This is a genomic window from Rickettsia endosymbiont of Ixodes scapularis (genome assembly GCF_000160735.1).
Classification (GTDB): Bacteria; Pseudomonadota; Alphaproteobacteria; order Rickettsiales; family Rickettsiaceae; genus Rickettsia; species Rickettsia tamurae.
The window spans coordinates 157,465-173,353 of the sequence record NZ_CM000770.1; the positions used below are offsets into that span (position 1 = coordinate 157,465).

Sequence of the window (15,889 nt, forward strand, 5' to 3'; positions counted from 1 at the left end):
ACATCAAACAGGATTTAGTTACGGTAAAGGTTATGTACAGTTAACGTTACTTAAACATCCCGAATATACAAAAATGTTGGTAAATCTATTTGATATAAAATTCAATCCTAAATACTCCAATGATAGAAATCTTTCTAAACCAGCTTATAGAGAGGAATTTAAAGGAGACACGGAAGCACTTGCCGCCGCAGCGTACAAAGAAGTACGTGAGGATGCGAGTACCGGTTCGACGTCTAAATTACCTCTAGAAGCGAAGTTTGGGAAGATGTCTAATAATTGTGACGTAATTAAAGACAAACTAAATAACTACTTAGTAACCGTTGAGATGAGTAGTGAAGATAAAGTACTACGTAATATGCTTGGTATAGTTAATGCTATTACTAGAACAAATTACTATCAACCACATAAACATATTTTTTCATTTAAGTTTGATTCTTCAAAAGTACTGGATTTGCCTAAACCTGTTCCGTTTGCCGAAGCATTTGTTTATTCTAGAAATTTTGAAGCTGTTCATTTAAGAGGCGGTCCCGTATCGCGCGGGGGGCTTAGATGGTCGGATAGAGCAGAAGATTATAGGTTTGAAGTCCTTGGGCTTATGAAAGCACAAATGACGAAGAATTCCGTTATTGTCCCTGTCGGTTCTAAAGGCGGCTTTTATGTTCATTTTACTGAGGAAGGGCTTACTCGTGATGAATATATGGAAAAAGTGGTAGAATGCTATAAGAATTTCCTGAGAGGTTTATTAGACATAACCGATAATATCATTGACGGTAAAGTAGTATATCCGAAAGAGGTTATTATTTATGATAAAGAAGATCCTTATTTAGTGGTTGCTGCCGATAAAGGTACAGCTTCATTTTCGGATTATGCTAATAGTGTGGCAAGAGAATATAATTACTGGCTTGATGATGCTTTTGCTTCCGGTGGTTCTGCAGGTTACGATCATAAAAAAATGGCTATTACTTCCAAAGGAGCTTGGATTTCCGTAACTAATCACTTTAAAACTTTAGGGTTAGATGTCCAAAAAGACCCTATTACCGTCGTAGGTATAGGAGATATGTCGGGAGACGTGTTCGGTAACGGTATGCTAAGATCAGAGACTATTAAGTTAGTCGCCGCCTTTAATCATAAACATATATTTATTGATCCTACTCCTGATCCTTTATCAAGTTTTAATGAGCGTTTGCGTTTATTTAATTTAAAGGGTTCTAATTGGTCCGATTATGATTCTAAGCTGATTTCTAAAGGAGGCAAAGTATTTGAACGCAGTAGTAAATTAATAAAATTATCACCGGAAATTAAAAAATTACTTGATATAAATGATAATGAGATGTCACCGGAAGAATTAATTAAAGCTATTTTAAAAGCAGATGTTGATTTATTGTGGAATGGCGGAATAGGCACTTATATTAAAGCTAAAACGGAAAATAATTTAGAAATCGGTGATAAAGCAAATGATAACCTTAGATGTAACGGTGAAGAAATTAGAGCAAAGGTTATAGCAGAAGGCGGTAATGTCGGTGTATCACAGAGAGGTAGAGTTGAATATGCTAAAAAAGGCGGACGCATAAATGCCGACTTTATTGATAATTCAGCAGGTGTTGATTGCTCTGATCATGAAGTAAATATCAAGATTGCTTTAAGTAGTGCGGTAACCTCAGGAAAAATTACTTTAGAAGAACGTAATAAACTTCTAAACGATATGACAAAGCAAGTTGAAGAGTTAGTATTGCTTGATAATTATAAGCAAACCGAAGCAATAACAATTATGCAACTATCTCCTACTTTAACCGTTAATATACTTAGTCAATTTATAGATATTTTAGAAGAAGAAAAAGTATTAGAGCGGGAAAATGAATTTTTGCCTAGTGCAGAAGAATTGAATAGAAGAGCTATTAGCGGTGAAGTATTAACTCGTCCTGAGCTTTGCTTACTGCTATCATATAGTAAAAGGTCGGCTTATCACGAGTTACTTAATTCTACTTTTTCCCATGATAAATATTTTGATGCATATCTTATAGATTATTTTCCTGAAATGATGCAAAAAAAGTTTTATAATGAAATTTTATCTCATCCTCTTAAACATGAGATTATTAAAACCGTTACTATAAATAAAATAATTAATCAGCTTGGAGGACCGCTTATTAGTATTGTAAAGCGTGAGATTGGGGCTCCTCTTTGTGATATAATAAGGTCATATACCATTATTTGTGAAATTTTTGATCTTGATGATATATGGGAAACGATAAGTAAGCTACCTACTAATATTGATTACAATGTAAAAATCGACATGTTTACCGAAATAACGAAATTAATGCGTCGAGGTATTTCGTGGTTTATTAAAAATTTAAAACATCCTATTAATATTAGTGAAACTATAGAAGAGTTTAGAGTTCCTGCACAAAACTTAAGAAAAACGGTAGGTACTTTATTAGTCGGAGAAACTAAAATAAGATTTGAAGAAAAATTAAATTATTATACAACTAGCGGGGTAGAGGAATCATTTGCTGCTACTATCGCTACATTTGACAATTTAATTTCAGTATTTGACATTATATATGTAACAAAACAGACTTCAGGAAATAATAAAGAGATAGCAAAAGCTTATTTTGCTATAAGTGATATGTTTAGTCTTGATTGGTTACGTAAAGCTTGTTATAGGCAATTGAATGATTCATTTTGGCGTCGCTTAGGTATTCAATCGCTAAAAGATGATTTATATGATAAACAACGTAGATTATTAATAAAAATAATTAATAAATCTAAAACAACTATTGATTTAGATTTATGGATTGATGATAATAATAACTTAGTTAGAAATTTTCTTGATTTTATTAAAGAAATTAAATCTCAAGAAACTATAGACTTAAATATAATTATTTTAGCAAATAAGAAATTTGAAATATTCTTACAAAAACTTGAGTAAATTATGTCATCAATGCTTAAGCAAATTAGGTTAGATTCGGGTAAAACTTTAAATCAGGTATCTAGTGATTTAAAAATTAGAAAAAAATATTTAGTAGCTTTAGAAGAGGATAATTTTGATGTTTTACCGGGAGAAGTATACGTAAGAGGTTACTTAAAATTATACTTGGATTATCTTAATGTAAAAGATCGAAATGCAGAGCAGATAGAAGCTACTAAACAGAACGAAACCGAAAAATTATTAAGTAATAAAAGAGCTACGGCATTGATAAATTATAAACGTAAAAAACAATTAGTACTTATATCTATTATAATGTTATCGATTATTATTGTAAGTCATCCATTCATAATTAACGCTTAAACGAAAATGGATAATGAAATATTAGACTGCTTACAGAACGAAGCTAATAAAGAGGAATTTGAAGGAGACACGGAACGCAGAACCGCAGCGTACAAAGAAGTACGTGAGGATGCGAGTACCCTATCGACGTACAAATTACCTTTAGAAGCAAGTTATGTAAGCAGTCTAAAGAAATTAATGGAAGAAGTAGAGCATAAACTTGATGAGTTATTGAAGATTCATGAGTATGATCTAAATGAAATTAAAAAATTACAAAACGAAAATAAAGAATTAAAAGATAATTATATAAAAATGCTAGATCAAATTAACATTTATATTAATGAACTTGAAGAAATAAAAAAACAGCAAAAATAATTATGTCAATTGTTACGGTAACATTAAATAACAAGAGTTTTCAATTATATTGTAATAATGGAGATGAGGAAGAATTACTATCTTTAGCGAATAAATTGAATGATAAAATAGCGGAAATTAAACTTGGTAGTCCCACAGCCTCTTTTGAGCTATTATTAGTTATGGCATCACTTAATGCTCAAGCTGAAATAGCTAGTCTAACAGAAAAACTTAATAAAAACGGCCTTCAAAAAAATCATCCCGACGAAGAAAAATTCGCAGAAACCTTAACTACTATAGCAGGTTACCTAGAAAACCTTGCATGTAAAATGAGAAAGTGATATATTAGCTCTTGGCTGCTTGGTTCGTGAGCTTAATATTAACCTAGGACTACCAATAACTTTTAGGACATCGTCCCTGTCTAATACTAATTCAGTTTAGATATATGAAGTCCACCTTTATATAAAGGTCTTTGAAGGATTTTAAGTAACGGCCAAAGTGGTCATGTATACCTATGTCATTCCCGTATGGATAATACCTAATCGTCATTGCGAGCGACTGTAAGGAGCGTGGCAATCCAGAAAAAATAATAAAAAAATTCTGTAAATCAGAATTTTTTACTGGATTGCTTCGTCGAATTACTACGTAATTCTTCTCGCAATGACGGGAAAACCTATCCATGCAACAACGCTGGACAAGCCACGGGATGACACCGAAAATGACATATACCTTTAAAATGAAACAAACAAAATCAAGCAATAAAGTTCTCGGTGCTTTTTTAGGCACTATCATTGAGTATTACGACTATAGTTTATATGGTTTTTCAGCGGCAATTATCGCCGATAAATTCTTTTCAGCCGGTACTGATCCATTAACAAAGCTTGTAAATGTTTTTGCCGTTTATGCAGTAGCATATTTATCAAAACCTATAGGTGCTTATATTTTTGGACGTATAGGGGATATATACGGTCGAAAAAAAGCCTTAAGTTTTACGATTATCGGTATTGTAATCCCTACCTTAATAATCGGTTTATTGCCCGATTATTCCTCGATAGGAGTTTGGAGTACATGCAACAAGGCCTACGGCTGCTCGCAATGACGGGGTGGTATCCACACAACAACACCGGCTTGACCACGGGACAATACTAATTTAACGCGAGTTTCGTATTAATAGAGGAACTGAATAGCTGATAGTAACTGGGTTACGAGGATATTAGTAATATTGTTTTTGTTATAAAATGTACTTAAAACTGCATAAATTTTTAGTAAATTGTCTTTTTTGACTATAACTATTAAATTGTAAAACTTGTCACACCTCTTACAAACCTTGAAAGGATAAGCATTATAGCATATTCATTAACCATAATTTAGGCATCTTAATACGAAACTCGCGTTAAGTAATATTATTGGAATATTTTTAAATATTGGACCAAGCGGATCTAGCCATAATATTGGCTTAATATATGTTAATAGTAGAGTATAAGCTAGTATTAATAAAATTTGTAAACTACATATCCTACTCATTTTATTTTTGATAATTAGTAGAATTCCAAGAATAATATCTGTAAAGTAGCTTCCATATAATATGTAAGGTACTATTTGTTTATCAAATCCTAGTGATATTATAATTTGCATACTAGCATCATAAGCAAAAATACTTGAAATAATTCCTGTCATTATCCAAAATAGCCCTAAGACAATTTTTATTATAGGTTTTAAAAATAGAGCCTAGCGTGTCATATGGATTGTACGGTTAAAGGTTCGGTTGCAAAACATTGTTGCAAGTTTCTAGGGATTATAGAAGTAAAATCGATAAAATCTTTTTTATCAGCAATATTAAGTTGAAGTAACATATTATCCTCCGAGGAGGTATCAGAAAGTTTGTGTAAGTTATAAAAATAGTTAAGAATAAAATTAATTAAAACAACTTACATGAGGCTAATATGAAGAATAAGAGTAAAGTATCAAATCCGACTATAGAAAAAGTAGTATCAGAAATACTATCACAAAGTGATCCATCTGAGATATTTGGCAAAGAAGGAATATTTCAGGAAATTAAAAAGCAGATAGTAAATAAGATTTTAGAAAAAGAAATGGAATCTCATATAGGTTATGAGAAGCATTCTAAGAATACCAAGGAGTCAGATAATAGACGTAATGGCAATTATGAAAAGACTCTAATAGATTCCGAGGGTCGTAAATTGATAGTAGAAGTGCCAAGGGATCGGGAAGGAGAATTTGAACCTCAACTAATTCCAAAAGGAGTAAGGAGATTTGAAGGATTTGATGATAAAGTAATATCTTTATATGCTAGGGGAATGACTATTCGAGAAATACAAGGGCACTTAGAAGAACTATATGCCACCAAAGTATCATCTGAGTTAATATCAAAGGTAACTGATGGCATTTTAGAGGAAGTTACTGCGTGGCAGAATAGAGCACTTGATAGTGTATATCCTATAATGTAGATTGTATTCATGTTAAGGCAAGAGACAATCATATAATAATAAATAAAGCAGTTTATCTAGATATTGGCGTGAATATAGAAGGCAAGAAGGAACTATTAGGTATTTGGATAGGCAAGAATGAAGGATCTAAATTTTGGATGCAAGTAGTAACAGAACTGAAGAATCGTGGTGTAGAACAAATATATGTTGCGTGTGTTGATGGTCTTAAAGGTTTTCCAGAAGCAATAAATAGCATTTTCCCAAAAACCACAGTACAACTGTGTATTGTTCATATGGTAAGAAACTCTGTAAAATACGTATCATATAAAGATTTAAAATTGGTAACAGCTGATTTAAAGGCAGTTTATTCTGCAATAAATGAAGCAGAGGGATTAAGAGAATTACAAAATTTTGCTTACTACATGACAATTTTTAGAGATGTAAGGACTAAAGGATTGAATTTTGCTGATAATTCATGATGATAACGGGGAAAGAACTTGGTTTACATATGAAAGATCATTCCGCCCCTCTAGTCGAATTATTACAAAAACATATTTCGCTTAATTTATCAAGAGCAAAATGTTTAGGATTATTTATCATTTCAATGCTTAACAGCAGGACAGTAAACATGTCATTGTTATGCAATAGAATGCCGTCTGGGATTAAAGCAGCTTCATGGTATAGAAGGATGCAAAGATTTATCTCTGAAATCTCAATATCATGGAGAGTATTACCTGTTATGTTAGTCATGATGACTGGGTTTGAGCAGGAGCAAAAATGGGTATTGTGTTTAGATAGAACGAATTGGAAATTTGCTTACTACATGACAATTTTTCATTTTATCATCTTTGGATATTGGAATATCAAGGACAACAGCTGTATCCAACGTACTAATTGAGTAGAAATATTATACAAGATATTAACCAATGTATCTAATCCAACACGAAATATACTATTTTGCCTATAACCATGTTTTTTAATAACTATTGGTTTATCTAAAACTATAATCTCTCCAGTTTGATAAGCTAGGCAAAATGCAATAGACAATATTTGCATCAATGTATCTAATCGTAAATCATTAGTAATATGAGTTGCTTCACAGTTGAATCCTGCTGATTTAAAAGCTTTGAACATTGTTTCAATTTGCCATCTTTGAGCATATATCTCAGCAGGATTTTTGATCTCATCACTATGTATTAAGACTGCAAGTTCACTCTTCTTATTTCTGATCCCTACTACATTAAATATTTCACCTTTTGTACCAATTCTACGTTGTGACAAACTCACATGCGATCCTATGGCTAGAGGGCGAAATAACTCTTGTATTTTAACCATTTTTCCCCTTGCATTACTGATATATTGTCTATTTTCTCTAACTCGAAAAACGTATCTTATTTGATTTGTTCTAAGCCAAGAGAGCCATTCCTTACCTATAAATTCTCTATCAGCGGTTAATGCTTCAATGCGGTTTTTGTCAAAAACTTCTAAAAAACACTCCATCAGATCAATACGCTCAATATAATCAGAGTTACCACACTTTTTATCACTTAGAAAATTCCAAAAAGGGGGATCGCTATACCATGAAAACTGACAGCTAAATATAAAATATTTATATGTCGTTTACCAAATTTCCAATTCGTTCTATCTAAACACAATACCCATTTTTGCTCCTGCTCAAACCCAGTCATCATGACTAACATAACAGGTAATACTCTCCATGATATTGAGATTTCAGAGATAAATCTTTGCATCCTTCTATACCATGAAGCTGCTTTAATCCCAGACGGCATTCTATTGCATAACAATGACATGTTTACTGTCCTGCTGTTAAGCATTGAAATGATAAATAATCCTAAACATTTTGCTCTTGATAAATTAAGCGAAATATGTTTTTGTAATAATTCGACTAGAGGGGCGGAATGATCTTTCATATGTAAACCAAGTTCTTTCCCCGTTATCATCATGAATTATCAGCAAAATTCAATCCTTTAGTCCTTACATCTCTAAAAATTGTCATGTAGTAAGGTTTTTTATAGAAATTCGGTAAATCGTATATAAAACTTAAGAAATACACATCTTTCTTTATTTAGCAAAATCTATAAATTTTTACATAAACAAATTGATTTGCTACGAATAATAGAGTATATAGTATAGACATAATTAATTCTCGGGGCGTAGCGCAGCCTGGTAGCGCATCTGGTTTGGGACCAGAGGGTCGGGAGTTCGAATCTCTCCGCCCCGACCATAAATATAAATTTAAACCTAATGTCAAAAGACGACCTCATTCAGTTTACAGGTACAGTACTTGAACTTTTACCTAATGCTACTTTCAGAGTAAAGCTTGAGAATGATCATGTAATTATTGCTCATACTTCCGGTAGGATGCGTAAAAATCGTATCAGAATATTACTAGGAGATAAAGTTACGGTAGAAATGACTCCTTATGATTTAACTAAAGGGCGTGTGATTCATCGTCACTAGTCTTTATAAGTATGAAGCAGAACAAAAAAAACCTACCGATTATATTAGCATCAAGCTCTCCTGCAAGAATTGAATTACTACACCGAATAAGAATTACTCCTTCACAAATTATTCCAGCAGATATAGACGAAACACCTAATTTGCGTGAATTACCTGCTCTCTTAGCCATAAGACTTGCTTACGAAAAAGCTATAAAAGTTGCATCTCAAATAGAGGAATCAGCTATAATTATAGCTGCCGATACCGTAGCGGCAGTAGGTAGAAGAATATTGCCGAAAGCTACTACTTACGAAGAAGTCAAGAATTGTATTAAGATGTTATCCGGACGTCGTCATCGTGTCCATACCGGTTTATGTATTATCAAAAAAGAGAATGATCAGCTTACAGTTAGACAAAAAATAGTTCAGACTATTGTTAAGTTCAAAAAATTAAGTGATGAAGAGATCAATTTTTATTGTTCTTTGGATGAGGGAATAGATAAAGCCGGCGGGTGCAAAATTTCCGGTTATGCAGAAGCTTTTATCTCATTTATTTCCGGCTCATATTCAAATGTTATGGGATTACCTTTATTTGAAACGGTAAATGCTCTAACTTCTTTAGGTTTTAAGGTATATAAACGCTAATAGTCGTGAACATTGTTGCGTGGAGACAAAATCGTCATTGGCGAGCGGTCAAAGACCGCGTGGCAATCTAGAAAAATAATAAAAATGCTACGCATTTTAGTGGATTGCTTCGTCGAAACTTATAGTTTCTTCTCGCAATGACGACTCAGTATCCACTACATAAATTACTTAGCTACTCAGTTTCCAGGCTCATCCAAATGACTTCTCTCATAATTTTCATGACGCTCTTGAGCTTCAATACATAATGCAGCAATAGGTCGTGCTTCTAATCTTTTTATACCTATTGGGTCGCCTGTTTCTTCACAGTAACCATATTCCCCATTTTTAATACGTGATAATGCTTCTTCTATTTTACTCATTAATTTACAATATCTATTTCTACTACGAAGCTCAAAAGCTCTTTCTATTTCATGAGTAGCACAATCGTTAAGATCGGATTCTTTTAAATTTTCTTCCTTTAAATGATCTAAAGTCTCTTGAGATTCCTTTAATAAATCCTCTTTCCATATTAAAAGTTTTTGTCTAAAATATTCTAGGTGATTAGGACACATATATTCTTCATCTTTAGAAGGTTTATATCCCATAGGTAATTTAGGTGTTTCTAACATATTAATATCTCAATATTAGCTTTAATATATTATATTTATAAGATTTTTAAAATAATATAATATATAACTTAAAATTAACGCAAGAAGATTATGAATATTAATATATTTTATTTTTTAATTGGATATGCGGTAGTATATACAGCCTCTAAATGCTTTATACTTGTTTTAGTATAATTTTGTGTAGTAGATAAACTTTTATGACCTAATAGCTCTTGAATAGAGCGCAAATCTGCACCATGCTCAAGCAAATGTGAAGCAAAACTATGTCTAAATGAATGAGCAGTTAAATGCTGCGGTAAACCATAAAAATGCTTTAATTTAATTAATTCACGATTAAATACCGGGGGCTGCAATTTCTTACCCTGCTTTCCTCTAAATATCGGTTCATTATCCCCTAGCTTATACGGCAATATTTCTAAATATTTGGTAATTAAATTTTTAGTAATCGGTAACCACGGAATTATTCTTTCTTTACTACCTTTACCTATTATTCTTATAAATTCTAGATTTTGTAGATGAAGTTTCGTAATTGATAATGCCTCCGATATACGTAGACCTGAAGCATATATAAGAACAAGTAGGGCTTTATTTCTAAGTTCTACCCACTTAACATTCCCATATTCTTCAATATGTTCAAGTGATATTACTACATCATCCTCCGATAAAGCTTTTGGTAACAATTTAGTTTTTTTAGGAGATTTTATAGAAAAAATTATATGACTATTTAATTGTGTTGTTTTCTCTAAAAACCTATAAAAATTTTTTACTGCAGATAAACCACGTGAAATTGAAGAAGTGGTAAAATTATTACAGTTACGTTTTGCAAGCCAACTTCGGATTAATCTTATATCTGCGGTTTTAATATGATTTATCGTTACAAGCTCTGAATTATAATAATTCATAAACTCAAGGAAATGCTTAAGGTCATTATTATAAGAAATTACTGTATGATTAGAGCAATTTCTTTGCAAAACGAGGTATTTTTGCCACTTATTTATTAATTCTTGAATTGATATATCTAACATTTATCTTACTACATGACAATTTTTAGAGATGTAAGGACTAAAGGATTGAATTTTGCTGATAATTCATGATGATAACGGGGAAAGAACTTGGTTTACATATGAAAGATCATTCCGCCCCTCTAGTCGAATTATTACAAAAACATATTTCGCTTAATTTATCAAGAGCAAAATGTTTAGGATTATTTATCATTTCAATGCTTAACAGCAGGACAGTAAACATGTCATTGTTATGCAATAGAATGCCATCTGGGATTAAAGCAGCTTCATGGTATAGAAGGATGCAAAGATTTATCTCTGAAATCTCAATATCATGGAGAGTATTACCTTTCGTTCTATCTAAACACAATACCCATTTTTGCTCCTGCTCAAGCCCAGTCATCATGACTAACATAACAGGTAATACTCTCCATGATATTGAGATTTCAGAGATAAATCTTTGCATCCTTCTATACCATGAAGCTGCTTTAATCCCAGATGGCATTCTATTGCATAACAATGACATGTTTACTGTCCTGCTGTTAAGCATTGAAATGATAAATAATCCTAAACATTTTGCTCTTGATAAATTAAGCGAAATATGTTTTTGTAATAATTCGACTAGAGGGGCGGAATGATCTTTCATATGTAAACCAAGTTCTTTCCCCGTTATCATCATGAATTATCAGCAAAATTCAATCCTTTAGTCCTTACATCTCTAAAAATTGTCATGTAGTAAGAAAATCTTCCAAAAATACATAAAATTTATATTTGTTAATGAATACTAGTCTCGAATTTATAATTTAGAAAATTAAGTCCAAATTTAGGAGATGTTATGTCAAGTCAACGAAAAAATACTCTAAAAAATTTAATAAAAAAAGGCATGTTCGCATCAACTGCGGCAGTGATGCTTGCTAGCACAAGTGCACTTGGGGTTCGAACCGTCATAGGTCCAAATGCTGTGTTATCCACAGGCTTTAACCTTGATGGTGGAACGCCTTTTGCCCCAGGGGATGATTTAGCACTTGGAGGAGTGTTTAATTTCACTGCTAATGTTTCAATTGGCTCTTTAAATATAGGTGCCAATAATAACGCAGTTATGACTGTACCGACCAATACCGCAATAAATCTCGGTAATGTTACATCTAATGGTGCCGGAAGTGGACTAAATATCGATTGTCCTAATAACGGGGCGGCTTTAACTTTAACAGGTAACACTTATTACGTTAATAATATGAATTTTAACAACACTGTTAGTACTTTGACTATTGCTTCTACAGTTGTTGCTCCTGCTGATCCTACCGTTTACTTGGATGAACACACTATTATAACTGATGTTCAGGGTCAAAATAATCTTACAATAGCTACTAATACGCCATTCGTTGTTAAAAATCCAAATTGGAATAAAGCGAATGCTATTAATATTGGTAACCTTAATGGATCAAGATATAATCTTGCAACCGATACTTCAGTTTACTCCCCAGGAAATGAAGTTGTAGATATACAACCTACAAAAAATATCAATTTTTCCGGCTCAAATTCTAGTTATATAGTAAGTAATGGATCAAAAATGAAGCAAAATTTATAGCTACTGTGAAACTAATTCCGGCACAGGATTTAAGGGGTCAATTAGGAGTACACGTGGCTTCTGGTAAACGAGAAATTGCACTTGATACAGGTAGTGGCAACGGAACAGGGGGAACAAAAAGGCTTAACATATTTAGTACCGATGGGATAGCCGATGAGCCGGGACAACTTCTAAATCAAAATCCGGTTACAATTACAGGAACTATCTTTGCACAAACTATTCAGATAGGAAACCAGTATCAGCCTCTTGTTGGAGGTGACACCCATTATGGTGTAGATTGGGAAACGGGAATTGATACAGGAAATGGAGGGTTAGTATAATTTACGCACAACTCGTTAACACGCTTTCAAAAAAGCGTAATTTCTGATATAGATTTTAAAGATACTGCCGCACAAGTAACAATAGCTGCCGATGCGAATGTCGGCGGAGCTACCGGTGGGAATATAATTAATTCCTTAGCCGAAGGAAATAATACATTAAATTTTGCCGGGTAGTACGTTTACCGGAAATATAGGAGCCAATAATGCGATTAATACATTAAATGTTTAAGGCGATAATACTACAGCTGTTGATTTGGGAGGTAATGTTACAGTTAATAACTTTAATTTTACTAGTGATGGGATAGCTGCAGTAGGAGGAACATTAACTGCAACAGCAGGAGTTGATTATAACAATGCAGCAGCTAGACTTCAATTTAACGGTGCTGTAGGCATAAATCCTTATACTTTTGCAAGTCCGATTCTTCAGGCTAATAATGGTATATTAGACGTTTATACTAACCTTCTTGCTACTAATGTGAGTATCGGAACAGCAACAATTAATATAGGTAATGTTGTAGGTCCGGTCGACGGAGAGTTTACGGTTACCGTTCCAAGAAATTTTGCCTTAGGAGGTAGGTTAATATAGCTACTGCTGGCTCACAATTGATTATAGAAGCACCAGCTGGAGGACAAACAGTGAACTCGATGAAGGTAATGCTAATAATTCCGTTTACGGAGTATGGGTTAGCCCATATTACGGCAAAGCGGTACAAAAAGCCTTTAACGGACTTAGCGGTTATAAAGCTAAATCTACCGGTGGTTCAATCGGGGTCGATACCGTTATAAACGATAATATAGTTCTTGGTGCTGCTTATACTAGAGTCGATACGAAGTTACGTTACCAAAATGCTAAAGCCGGTAATACTACTAAGGTCGGAACTAACATGGGTTCTATATACGGTTTATATAACTTTATAAATAATTGGTTTGTAGAAGGCGTAACTACCTATTCACGAAGCGATATTAAAACTAATGAACTACGTAATATTATAGGCGGTTATGAAACGGCACACGGTAAGTATTATTCAACTTCTTATAGCGGTCAAGTAGTTGGGGGCTATAATTATCTATGGAAAGAAACTTCATTTGCACCGATGGCAGGTTTCAGACTTACTAAGATTAAAGATTCTGGTTATCAGGAATACGGTACTTCTTTCCAAAATCTAACTATTCAGAAGCGTCAATATAATAAGGTTGAGGGGATACTCGGCGGTGAAACTAAAGAACCCTCAGCTATAAGCTGAGGGGTTATAAAGTGGAATCGATTAGAAATCGATCATCATTCACAGGTTCACCTTCCTGTTCATCAATATAGCGCTGTATCATTTTATCAGTTATATTACCTGAACTGACCGCCATATAGCCCCTAGCCCACAAATGATTGCCTCAAAATTGTTTTCTTAAATGAGCAAATTCTTGCAATAAAATTCTTGAGCTACTACCTTTTAAATACTGTACTAACTTGCTAAGAGATATTTGTGATTTATATGAGATAAACATATGTACGTGATCACATGATATTTTCCCTGAAATTATATATACTTCATGTCCCATACAAATCTGCCTTAGTAAATCTCTAGCCCTTTCCGCTACTTTGCCTATCAATACTCTCTTCCTATATTTTGGTATCCATATAAGATGTACTTTTAAATCATACTGACTATGACTATTCTTTCTATAACTTCTCATGTTTCTTGATATAAATTCATTGCTAAAGCAATTTCATTATATCTTCCCTTCGCCTGAAGGCGAGGGATTTCTTATCCCCGAAGGGGGACATTAAAACAACTTTCTATAAGGATGAGTTCATAATTAGACCGCAAGTTCATGCCTTTATTAATTACGACTTTAAAGGTAAAACACCGGCAATCATTGCAGATCTTAACGGTCTTAATGAGCCTCTACCGGTACCGTCACCTAAACCTACTAAAATGCTGTATGATTTAGGAGCAGGGGTAGTACTTAAGAAAGGCAGAATGGAGTACGGAGTGCATTACGGGTTGAACTTAGCTAAAAAATACCATGCTCAATCCGGTACGCTAAGACTTAAAGTAAATTTCTAAAAATCCACTTACTAATAGCAAATTACTTATTGTAATTTGCTATTAGTAATAATTTAATGAACTATAACATATCTAAATCAACATTTAGAACGGTACTTAGTTTTTTTAGTGTATCTATTATGCCTTTTCGTAATCCTTTTTCAATAGATGATATATATTGCTTAGTTTTACCGATTTTAATAGCTAATTATTCTTGAGATAACCCTCTATATTCACGATAAACTTTAATAGGATTTTTCCCGTCCAGGATTTTTTGTACTAATTCTTCAGGAAAATATTTCTCATTTTTGGCTATAGCTTCAGTGTATAATGTTTCATCGGTAATACATTGTTTTTTATTGATAAGTTCCTGATATTCATTAAAAGGTATAACAACAAAAGCAGGCTTTCCTTGATATTCTATTATATGTTTATTACTCATTTATATACCTCTCCTCTAACATCAACATTATTTACTAGAATTTCTAACTTTCCTTTATTTATTCTATATATAATTCTATAGTCCCCAATCCTTAATCTATAACCATCGTGTCCTATTAATTTCTTGATATTATTATTTTCCATATAAGGATTTAGCTTTAGTTGTTCTAATTTTTCTTTTCTTTGTAGAAATTTTGAGTAAATTTTTTAAAGCTGTTTTAGAAAAGCTGAGTTTATATTGCATTTAGAGATGAGATATAGATTAAATTATAATATACTCTATGTAAGAATAGAAGTCAACATATTGTTGACCAATGCAAAAGTTAATTTAAAATTTGGTTTTATCAGAAAAATTATAATCTTAATGCTAAGTAAGTATAAAACTTAATTAAAAATAAGTTGAATTTGTATAAGATTTATTATATTATTATTTGTAATTATTTTTCAGGAACTGCGATAGTTTTTATGGTAATTGCATGTAGTTTTGTATTTAATATTTCAGATAAGGCATTTTTTACTAATTTATGTTGATTAATTAAAGAAAGTCCATTAAATTGAACATCTGATATTTCTAATGCATAATGGTCTTGATCTCCTATTAAATCAGTAATTTTTATTATACTGTTTGGAAAGGATTCCTTAAGTATTTTTTCTAGCTCTTCTGCAGATATTGCCATTATTTTATCACTTTTTAGATATAAAAGCCTATAAATATTAAT

21 protein-coding genes, 1 tRNA gene, 1 other RNA gene and 5 pseudogenes are annotated in these 15,889 nt (G+C 32.6%); 17 read left to right on the top strand and 11 right to left on the bottom strand.

Going from position 1 to position 15,889, the window contains the following annotated elements; all coding sequences use genetic code 11:
- From REIS_RS16775 to REIS_RS00800, 7 genes and pseudogenes are all read left to right on the top strand, one after another.
- Positions 1 to 121 (top strand): annotated as a pseudogene (locus REIS_RS16775) (hypothetical protein); the annotation flags it as partial.
- A 150-nt stretch (positions 122 to 271) separates the two neighbouring features.
- Positions 272 to 2,926: pseudogene (locus REIS_RS00780) on the top strand (NAD-glutamate dehydrogenase domain-containing protein); the annotation flags it as partial.
- A 3-nt stretch (positions 2,927 to 2,929) separates the two neighbouring features.
- The gene (locus tag REIS_RS00785) at positions 2,930 to 3,286 is read left to right on the top strand and encodes a helix-turn-helix domain-containing protein (RefSeq protein ID WP_008579302.1); all 357 of its coding nucleotides are present in this window, start codon (positions 2,930 to 2,932) and stop codon (positions 3,284 to 3,286) included.
- 6 nt (positions 3,287 to 3,292) lie between these two features.
- The gene (locus tag REIS_RS00790; RefSeq protein ID WP_008579303.1) at positions 3,293 to 3,640 is read left to right on the top strand and encodes a palindromic element RPE1 domain-containing protein; all 348 of its coding nucleotides are present in this window, start codon (positions 3,293 to 3,295) and stop codon (positions 3,638 to 3,640) included.
- Between the two features lie 2 nt (positions 3,641 to 3,642).
- The gene (locus tag REIS_RS00795) at positions 3,643 to 3,960 is read left to right on the top strand and encodes a cell division protein ZapA (RefSeq protein WP_008579304.1); all 318 of its coding nucleotides are present in this window, start codon (positions 3,643 to 3,645) and stop codon (positions 3,958 to 3,960) included.
- Between the two features lie 9 nt (positions 3,961 to 3,969).
- Positions 3,970 to 4,128, top strand: a non-coding RNA gene (gene ssrS, locus REIS_RS11820) — 6S RNA.
- Positions 4,129 to 4,355: 227 nt separating this feature from the next.
- Positions 4,356 to 4,688: pseudogene (locus tag REIS_RS00800) on the top strand (MFS transporter); the annotation flags it as partial.
- A 287-nt stretch (positions 4,689 to 4,975) separates the two neighbouring features.
- Here the strand turns inward: REIS_RS00800 and REIS_RS00805 are convergent.
- Positions 4,976 to 5,296: a DoxX-like family protein gene (locus REIS_RS00805; protein ID WP_037214360.1), complete on the bottom strand. Its 321-nt coding sequence runs from the start codon at positions 5,294 to 5,296 to the stop codon at positions 4,976 to 4,978.
- A gap of 266 nt (positions 5,297 to 5,562) precedes the next feature.
- On the opposite strand from REIS_RS00805, the gene REIS_RS10665 reads away from it, so the two are divergent.
- The 3 genes from REIS_RS10665 to REIS_RS00815 are packed head-to-tail and all read left to right on the top strand — an operon-like array spanning position 5,563 to position 6,964.
- Positions 5,563 to 6,087: an IS256 family transposase gene (locus REIS_RS10665; protein ID WP_008579336.1), complete on the top strand. Its 525-nt coding sequence runs from the start codon at positions 5,563 to 5,565 to the stop codon at positions 6,085 to 6,087.
- A gap of 38 nt (positions 6,088 to 6,125) precedes the next feature.
- Positions 6,126 to 6,545 carry a transposase gene (locus tag REIS_RS10670; protein ID WP_241760931.1) on the top strand — a complete coding sequence of 140 codons (420 nt, stop codon included), beginning with the start codon at positions 6,126 to 6,128 and terminating at the stop codon, positions 6,543 to 6,545.
- A complete protein-coding gene (locus REIS_RS00815) occupies positions 6,542 to 6,964 on the top strand; it encodes a hypothetical protein (protein WP_008579489.1) in 423 nt (140 codons plus the stop codon). The genes REIS_RS10670 and REIS_RS00815 overlap by 4 nt, the downstream gene beginning before the upstream one ends.
- Here the strand turns inward: REIS_RS00815 and REIS_RS11825 are convergent.
- Both REIS_RS11825 and REIS_RS11830 read right to left on the bottom strand, forming a co-directional pair.
- Positions 6,901 to 7,668 (bottom strand): IS4 family transposase, encoded by a 768-nt coding sequence (locus REIS_RS11825; protein ID WP_338109792.1) that lies wholly within the window; start codon positions 7,666 to 7,668, stop codon positions 6,901 to 6,903. The genes REIS_RS00815 and REIS_RS11825 overlap by 64 nt on opposite strands.
- The gene (locus REIS_RS11830) at positions 7,614 to 8,030 is read right to left on the bottom strand and encodes a hypothetical protein (RefSeq protein ID WP_008579269.1); all 417 of its coding nucleotides are present in this window, start codon (positions 8,028 to 8,030) and stop codon (positions 7,614 to 7,616) included. Before REIS_RS11830 ends, REIS_RS11825 begins: the two co-directional genes overlap by 55 nt.
- 204 nt (positions 8,031 to 8,234) lie before the next feature.
- Here REIS_RS11830 and REIS_RS00825 point away from each other — a divergent pair.
- The 3 genes from REIS_RS00825 to REIS_RS00835 all read left to right on the top strand — a co-directional run bounded on the left by REIS_RS00825 (position 8,235) and on the right by REIS_RS00835 (position 9,170).
- Positions 8,235 to 8,311 (top strand) — tRNA-Pro (locus REIS_RS00825).
- Between the two features lie 20 nt (positions 8,312 to 8,331).
- Positions 8,332 to 8,547, top strand: coding sequence for a translation initiation factor IF-1 (gene infA / locus REIS_RS00830; RefSeq protein WP_008579354.1), 216 nt, complete (start codon positions 8,332 to 8,334; stop codon positions 8,545 to 8,547).
- A gap of 11 nt (positions 8,548 to 8,558) precedes the next feature.
- Positions 8,559 to 9,170, top strand: coding sequence for a Maf family protein (locus REIS_RS00835; RefSeq protein ID WP_008579355.1), 612 nt, complete (start codon positions 8,559 to 8,561; stop codon positions 9,168 to 9,170).
- 176 nt (positions 9,171 to 9,346) lie between these two features.
- On the opposite strand, the gene dksA is transcribed toward REIS_RS00835, so the two are convergent.
- The 3 genes and pseudogenes from dksA to REIS_RS16785 all read right to left on the bottom strand — a co-directional run.
- Positions 9,347 to 9,778, bottom strand: a complete 432-nt coding sequence (dksA, locus tag REIS_RS00840; protein ID WP_008579356.1) for an RNA polymerase-binding protein DksA — start codon at positions 9,776 to 9,778, stop codon at positions 9,347 to 9,349.
- Between the two features lie 107 nt (positions 9,779 to 9,885).
- Complete coding sequence (locus REIS_RS00845) at positions 9,886 to 10,803, bottom strand: tyrosine recombinase XerC (protein ID WP_008579357.1); 918 nt, start codon at positions 10,801 to 10,803, stop codon at positions 9,886 to 9,888.
- A gap of 328 nt (positions 10,804 to 11,131) precedes the next feature.
- Positions 11,132 to 11,458 (bottom strand): annotated as a pseudogene (locus REIS_RS16785) (transposase); the annotation flags it as partial.
- A gap of 156 nt (positions 11,459 to 11,614) precedes the next feature.
- Here REIS_RS16785 and REIS_RS14785 point away from each other — a divergent pair.
- The 4 genes from REIS_RS14785 (at position 11,615) to REIS_RS11845 (ending at position 13,931) form a co-directional block, all read left to right on the top strand.
- On the top strand, positions 11,615 to 12,367 hold the full coding sequence (locus REIS_RS14785; RefSeq protein WP_008579359.1) for a hypothetical protein: 753 nt from the start codon (positions 11,615 to 11,617) through the stop codon (positions 12,365 to 12,367).
- Between the two features lie 5 nt (positions 12,368 to 12,372).
- Positions 12,373 to 12,687, top strand: coding sequence for a hypothetical protein (locus REIS_RS00865; protein ID WP_008579360.1), 315 nt, complete (start codon positions 12,373 to 12,375; stop codon positions 12,685 to 12,687).
- Between the two features lie 253 nt (positions 12,688 to 12,940).
- Complete coding sequence (locus REIS_RS00870) at positions 12,941 to 13,273, top strand: hypothetical protein (protein ID WP_037214351.1); 333 nt, start codon at positions 12,941 to 12,943, stop codon at positions 13,271 to 13,273.
- A 16-nt stretch (positions 13,274 to 13,289) separates the two neighbouring features.
- Positions 13,290 to 13,931 (top strand): autotransporter outer membrane beta-barrel domain-containing protein, encoded by a 642-nt coding sequence (locus tag REIS_RS11845; protein WP_233466345.1) that lies wholly within the window; start codon positions 13,290 to 13,292, stop codon positions 13,929 to 13,931.
- Positions 13,932 to 13,935: 4 nt separating this feature from the next.
- Here REIS_RS11845 and tnpA read toward each other — a convergent pair.
- The 5 genes and pseudogenes from tnpA to REIS_RS00900 form a co-directional block, all read right to left on the bottom strand.
- A pseudogene (tnpA, locus tag REIS_RS00880) lies at positions 13,936 to 14,376 on the bottom strand (IS200/IS605 family transposase).
- A 435-nt stretch (positions 14,377 to 14,811) separates the two neighbouring features.
- A complete protein-coding gene (locus REIS_RS16320) occupies positions 14,812 to 14,931 on the bottom strand; it encodes a helix-turn-helix domain-containing protein (RefSeq protein ID WP_371256146.1) in 120 nt (39 codons plus the stop codon).
- Between the two features lie 6 nt (positions 14,932 to 14,937).
- Complete coding sequence (locus tag REIS_RS00890; RefSeq protein WP_050755342.1) at positions 14,938 to 15,171, bottom strand: hypothetical protein; 234 nt, start codon at positions 15,169 to 15,171, stop codon at positions 14,938 to 14,940.
- Positions 15,168 to 15,314, bottom strand: a complete 147-nt coding sequence (locus REIS_RS15280) for a type II toxin-antitoxin system RelE family toxin (RefSeq protein WP_233466343.1) — start codon at positions 15,312 to 15,314, stop codon at positions 15,168 to 15,170. Before REIS_RS15280 ends, REIS_RS00890 begins: the two co-directional genes overlap by 4 nt.
- Before the next feature lie 293 nt (positions 15,315 to 15,607).
- Positions 15,608 to 15,847: a BolA/IbaG family iron-sulfur metabolism protein gene (locus REIS_RS00900; protein WP_008579361.1), complete on the bottom strand. Its 240-nt coding sequence runs from the start codon at positions 15,845 to 15,847 to the stop codon at positions 15,608 to 15,610.
- Between the last annotated feature and the right edge of the window lie 42 nt (positions 15,848 to 15,889).